We start from the raw sequence: 5,141 nt of genomic DNA on the forward strand, positions 1-5,141 counted from the left end.
CGGCAACCTCATCTCGGATGCCGTCTTCCACATTCCGCTCGCTGCCTGGTTCCTCGCGCGCGCCGAGCGGGCCGCCGCTGCCGATGCCGGGAAGACCGGCGGCAGCTACGCCTACGAGTTCAGCCATTGCTGCGGACCGATGGGGCTGGCGACCCACTGCATGGAGATTCCCTTCGCCTTCGACTGCTTGAGCGAGCCGTACTGCGAGCACACCCTTGGCAGCGCGCCGCCGCAGGCGCTCGCGGACGCAATGCACTCGGCCTGGGTGCGTTTCATCCAGACGGGTCGGCCCGGCTGGGAGCCTTGGGCGGAGCGGACGATCGGTCGCCGCTTCGGTGACAACCGCTCCGGGCGGCTCGTTGTGGCCGAGGACCGCGTCATCTTCGACACGGATCGGGACTTCGCCGCCGGCGCCCACTGAACGGCCGGACGCGTCGGACGCCGCCGCTGCAGCGGCGGTCTACCTGTGTTCCGTGGGTGCGGTCGTACGTTCTCCGACCTTGGGGTACGGTTTACGACCACCCCAGGGTCGTGGAATGTACCCCGGGGTCGGAAATCGTCCTCCAAAGCCCCCGCCGAGACCGGCTCGGGCGCGGTGGTGCCCCGGACAGGATTCGAACCTGCGACCTTCTGCTCCGGAGGCAGACGCTCTATCCACTGAGCTACCGGGGCCCGGGGCGTGACTGTACCAGCGATGCGCCGCCAGACGGAAACTGCGCGCCACGGTTGTGGCGCGGATGACTCATCGCCCGTGACTGGTGACCCGTGGCAAGGCCGGGCGTCCTCGAATTAAGTCCCACTTCAAACGTTTGAACCCCTCGTTCAGCCTGTTGAACCTTCGTACCTTGGAAGTACTCCGCCGCGGGCACCGTCGCCTCGGCCGGACGTTTTGCAGCGACGCAGGACCGCAGAACAGGAATCTCCATGACCCAGAACCTTGCCCAACAGGCCCCCACCCCGGACGAGGCGCTTCCCAGACCCTTCGGCATCCGGGACAAACTCGGCTACCTCTTCGGTGACTGGGGGAACGACTTCACCTTCCTCTTCGCCTCCACCTACCTCATGGTCTTCTACACCAACGTGGTGGGGCTCAATCCCGCCCACGTTGGCACCCTCTTCCTTGCCGCCCGAATACTGGACGCGTTCACCGACGTCGGCTGGGGACACCTGCTGGACCGCATGCGGCCTGCGTCCACGGGACGCTTCCGCCCCTGGATCCGCCGCATGGCGGTGCCGGTGGTCGTGGCCAGCTCGCTCATGTACTTCTTCGGCATCGCCGACTGGTCATACGGTGCCAAGATGACCTATGCGGCCGTCACCTATCTACTGTGGGGTTCGGTCTGCTACACCTCCATCAACATCCCCTACGGCTCGATGGCCTCGGTCATCACCTCCGATCCCGGGGAGCGTTCGCAGCTGTCCGTCTTCCGCTCCTTCGGGGCAACGCTTGCGGGCATCATCGTCACGCTCGTCCCCCCGCTGTTCCTGTACGTCACCATTGAGGGTGTCAGCCAAGTGGTGCCGGAGAACTTCTTGTGGGGCGCCATCGGCGTCGGCGTGCTGGCCATCGGCTGCTATCTCGCCTGCTACCACCTGGTCACCGAACGCGTGCGCAAGCACCAGCCTGCTCAGGGCAGCGGCAAAGGACGTGGCTTCGGCGGCTTGATCGTCTCCCTGTTCTCCAACCGGGCCCTACTGTCCTTGATCGCCTCCAACATCGTCCTGTTCCTTGCGGCGATGCTCTCCAACACCATGCTCCCGTACGTGTGGCTGTACCACTTCAACGACGGCCGGCTCTCCGGGCCCGGCGGCCTGGTCAACTACATTCCCATTATTGTGCTGGCCCCCATTGCCGCCGCGCTTGCCAGTCGCTTGGGGAAGAAGGAGATCATCGGTGTGGGCGCACTGCTCGCAGGCGCCATCTACGTCGTTGTCTACTTCCTGCACATCCACAACCCGTGGGTATACATCGGCCTCATGATGATCGCCGGCTTCGGTACCGCCCTGTACACCATGCTGGTGTGGGCCATGGTCACCGACGTCATTGACTACGAGGAGGTGCGCAGCGGTGAGCGCGACGACGGCACCGTCTACGCCCTCAACACCTGGGCGCGCAAGCTCAGCCAGGCCATCGCCGGCGGACTGGGCGGCTACGCCCTCGGATGGGTCGGATTCAACGCCGAGGCCACCACCCAGAGCGAGTCGACCGTGGGCGGCATCTACATGTTCGCCACCCTCGTTCCCGGCGTTCTCTACCTCATCGTGGGACTGTTCATCCTTTTCGTCTACCCGCTCAGCAAGCAACGGGTGGAGCAGAATGCAGTGATCCTCCAGGAGCGCGCCGCCGCCGCAGGGCGCGGAGCGAATCACCAGTGAGCCGCGCTTCCTGCGCACCATGAGCAAGGACGGGATCATGACGGGCCGACGGGTCACCCTCAAGGACATCGCCGAACGAGCACAGGTGTCGGTATCGACGGTCTCCTATGCCCTCAACGACTCCACCACCCTCGCCCTGTCTCCGGTGACCAAAGCGCGGGTGCGTAAGATCGCCAAGGAGCTCGGCTACGTGCCCAACTCCTGGGCGAGGAACCTGCAGTCGAAGGCATCGGGGACCGTCGGTGTCCTCCTCGACAAGCCGTTGACCCTGCCCCGGTACGCGGCAATCGTCGAGGGCATGCGCCCGGTCCTGCGCGACCACGACATCAGCCTGGTCCTGCTCGACCCTCGCGGTGAGGACGTCGAAGCGGCCGCGCTCGCGGACTACCGGTCTGGGCGCATCGATGGTCTGGTCTTCGTCGGTCACGACGAGGCCTCCACATCCGACTTCGTGCGCGACGCCGTCGCTCGCTACTCGCTGCCCTTCGTGGCACTCGACTGCGGGATGGGACAGACCGAGCAGGCCTACTCGACCGTCGACTTCGACTACGCCGCCGGCGTGCGGCAAGTCATCGAACTGCTCGTATCACGCGGGATACGCCGTCTCATTCATCTGCGGCCGACGGCGGACTCCCGTGCCGAGCGCGTACGCGGGGCCGAGCTGCTCAAGGTGGTGGCCGAGCATCCCGTCGTCAGCCTCCAAATGTGCTACAACGGCGTCGACGCCGAGCGCTTGGTCAGCCTGGACACTCATACGGAGGCGGAGGCGCAGCGCTACCAGCGCGACGTCGTCGATTCACTCAGGCAGTTGCTGACTGCGGGGACGACCGCTCCGGAACGCACCGCGGTCCTGTGCAGCTGGGGCGTCGACGTCGAAGCGGCCGTCCGCGCGGTCCGCATGTACAGCCCGGGAACAACCGTCGCCGGACTCGCCCAGGGGCCGCTGTCCACCACGCTGTGGCCCGACCTCATTTACTCCCGCCTACCGCTGACCGAGGCCGGGCGAGAGTGCGCCGAGGCGATCGTTGAGGAGATGACCACCAGTCCCCAGCATCGCCGGGTGATGCTGGCTCCCTCCTTGGGGAAGGAGTGAATACAACGCTCGAACCGAAACAGTCCTGATCACTCAGCTTCTTGTCACAGGTCTACCCGGACTCTGCCTGCGCAGAGTGCATCGAAAGGAATCGTCATGTCCGACCGGACAAACATTATCTTCATCATGTCCGACGACCACGCCGCCCACGCCATTTCCGCCTACGGCAGCCGCGTCAACCGGACCCCGCATATGGACCGCATCGCCAAGGAGGGCATGCGCCTGGACCGGGTCTACTGCACCAACTCGGTATGCGCCCCCTCGCGCGCCACCATCCTGACCGGCACCTACAGTCACATCAATGGCTGCTCTTCCATCTGGACCGAGATGGATTATCGGGTGCCGACCTTCATCGACGTCCTCCACGACGCCGGCTACCAGACGGCCATGTTCGGCAAGTGGCACCTGGGGGAGAGCCCGCAGGCGGCGCCCCGCAGCTTCGATGCCTGGAAGGTTTTCCCCGGCCAGGGGGAGTACATCGACCCCGAAATGATCGATGAGACCGGTCGACGCCGGGTGCCCGGCTACGCCACCGACATCGTCACCGATCTGTCTTTGGAGTTCCTCGAGCAGCGGGACCAGGACCGTCCCTTCGTCATGATGGTCCACCACAAGGCTCCTCACCGACCCTGGATTCCGGACACCAAGCACAAGGACCTGTACGCGGACCTGGACATCCCCGAACCAGAGACCTTCTTCGACGACCACGCCACCCGTTCCAAGGCGGTGCGCGGCGTGCATATGACGATCGCGGACGACCTCGCGGCCGAAGACCTCAAGGAGCCCGTGCCCGAAGACCTGCGCGGCCCCGAGCACCGCACCGAACGCATGAAGTGGAAGTACCAGCGCTACATGCGCGACTACCTGCAGGTGGTGCAGTCGATCGATGACAACGTCGGCCGCCTGCTCGACTACCTCGACACCCACGGGCTGCGAGAGAACACCATGGTGGTCTACACCTCCGACCAGGGCTTCTTCCTCGGCGACCACGGCTGGTTCGACAAGCGCCTCATGTTCGATGAGTCCCTGCAGATGCCGATGCTCATTCGCTGGCCGGCCGTCATCGAGGCCGGGTCGACCTGCGAGGCGATCATCACCAATGTCGACTTCGCCGCCACCTTCCTCGACATTTGCGGACTGGATGCCTCCCAGGTACTCCCCACCAGCCAGGGGCGCAGCTTCCTGCCGATTCTGCGGGGTGAGCAGGTCGAGGACTGGCCCGACGCCGTCTACTACCGGTACTGGGAGCACGACGACCCGATCCACCACGCTCCCGGCCACTACGGCATCCGTACCGCCGACTACAAGCTCATCTACTACTACGGGGCCGGCCTGGGCGTGCCGGGAGCCTCCGACAAGCTGTACGAGCCCGAGTGGGAACTCTACGACCTGGCCGCTGACCCCGCCGAGCTCAACAACGTGGCCAACGACCCCGCCTATGCGGGCATTAAGGCCGAGCTCGAGGAGAAAATGGCTCAGATGCAGAAGTACTACCAGGATGAGCCCTACACCGGGCCCGACACCCCCCACCCCGAATGGTCACCGTACGACCACGAGATCTTCGACCTGATCCAGAAGTACGTCGCCAACCTTGAGGCCACCTCCTGACCGTGCCGATCAGAGCCGACAAGAGAGGAACGGCGGGTGACCCGGTGTTCGGGCCGGGTCACCC

The 5,141-nt window shown here is 65.1% G+C and carries 3 protein-coding genes, 1 tRNA gene and 1 pseudogene; 4 read left to right on the top strand and 1 reads right to left on the bottom strand.

Annotated elements, in window-relative coordinates; translation table 11 throughout:
• A pseudogene (locus RWX45_RS05890) lies at positions 1-421 on the top strand (carboxylesterase); the annotation flags it as partial.
• 175 nt (positions 422-596) lie between these two features.
• Here RWX45_RS05890 and RWX45_RS05895 read toward each other — a convergent pair.
• A tRNA-Arg gene (locus RWX45_RS05895) sits at positions 597-672 on the bottom strand.
• Between the two features lie 252 nt (positions 673-924).
• Here RWX45_RS05895 and RWX45_RS05900 point away from each other — a divergent pair.
• The 3 genes from RWX45_RS05900 to RWX45_RS05910 all read left to right on the top strand — a co-directional run bounded on the left by RWX45_RS05900 (position 925) and on the right by RWX45_RS05910 (position 5,077).
• Entirely contained in the window at positions 925-2,376 is a 1,452-nt protein-coding gene (locus RWX45_RS05900) for a glycoside-pentoside-hexuronide (GPH):cation symporter (RefSeq protein ID WP_316022836.1), read from the top strand.
• Between the two features lie 37 nt (positions 2,377-2,413).
• Positions 2,414-3,469, top strand: coding sequence for a LacI family DNA-binding transcriptional regulator (locus tag RWX45_RS05905; RefSeq protein ID WP_316022837.1), 1,056 nt, complete (start codon positions 2,414-2,416; stop codon positions 3,467-3,469).
• A gap of 96 nt (positions 3,470-3,565) precedes the next feature.
• Complete coding sequence (locus RWX45_RS05910; protein ID WP_316022838.1) at positions 3,566-5,077, top strand: sulfatase; 1,512 nt, start codon at positions 3,566-3,568, stop codon at positions 5,075-5,077.
• Positions 5,078-5,141: the final 64 nt, after the last annotated feature.

This window comes from Actinomyces sp. MRS3W (genome assembly GCF_032465695.1).
Classification (GTDB): domain Bacteria; phylum Actinomycetota; class Actinomycetes; order Actinomycetales; family Actinomycetaceae; genus Actinomyces.

Excerpts from the sequence above, each read along its gene's own strand:
- RWX45_RS05900 (WP_316022836.1), top strand. The coding sequence starts at position 925 with ATGACCCAGAACCTTGCCCAACAGGCCCCCACCCCGGACGAGGCGCTT.
- RWX45_RS05905 (WP_316022837.1), top strand. The coding sequence starts at position 2,414 with ATGACGGGCCGACGGGTCACCCTCAAGGACATCGCCGAACGAGCACAG.
- RWX45_RS05910 (WP_316022838.1), top strand. The coding sequence starts at position 3,566 with ATGTCCGACCGGACAAACATTATCTTCATCATGTCCGACGACCACGCC.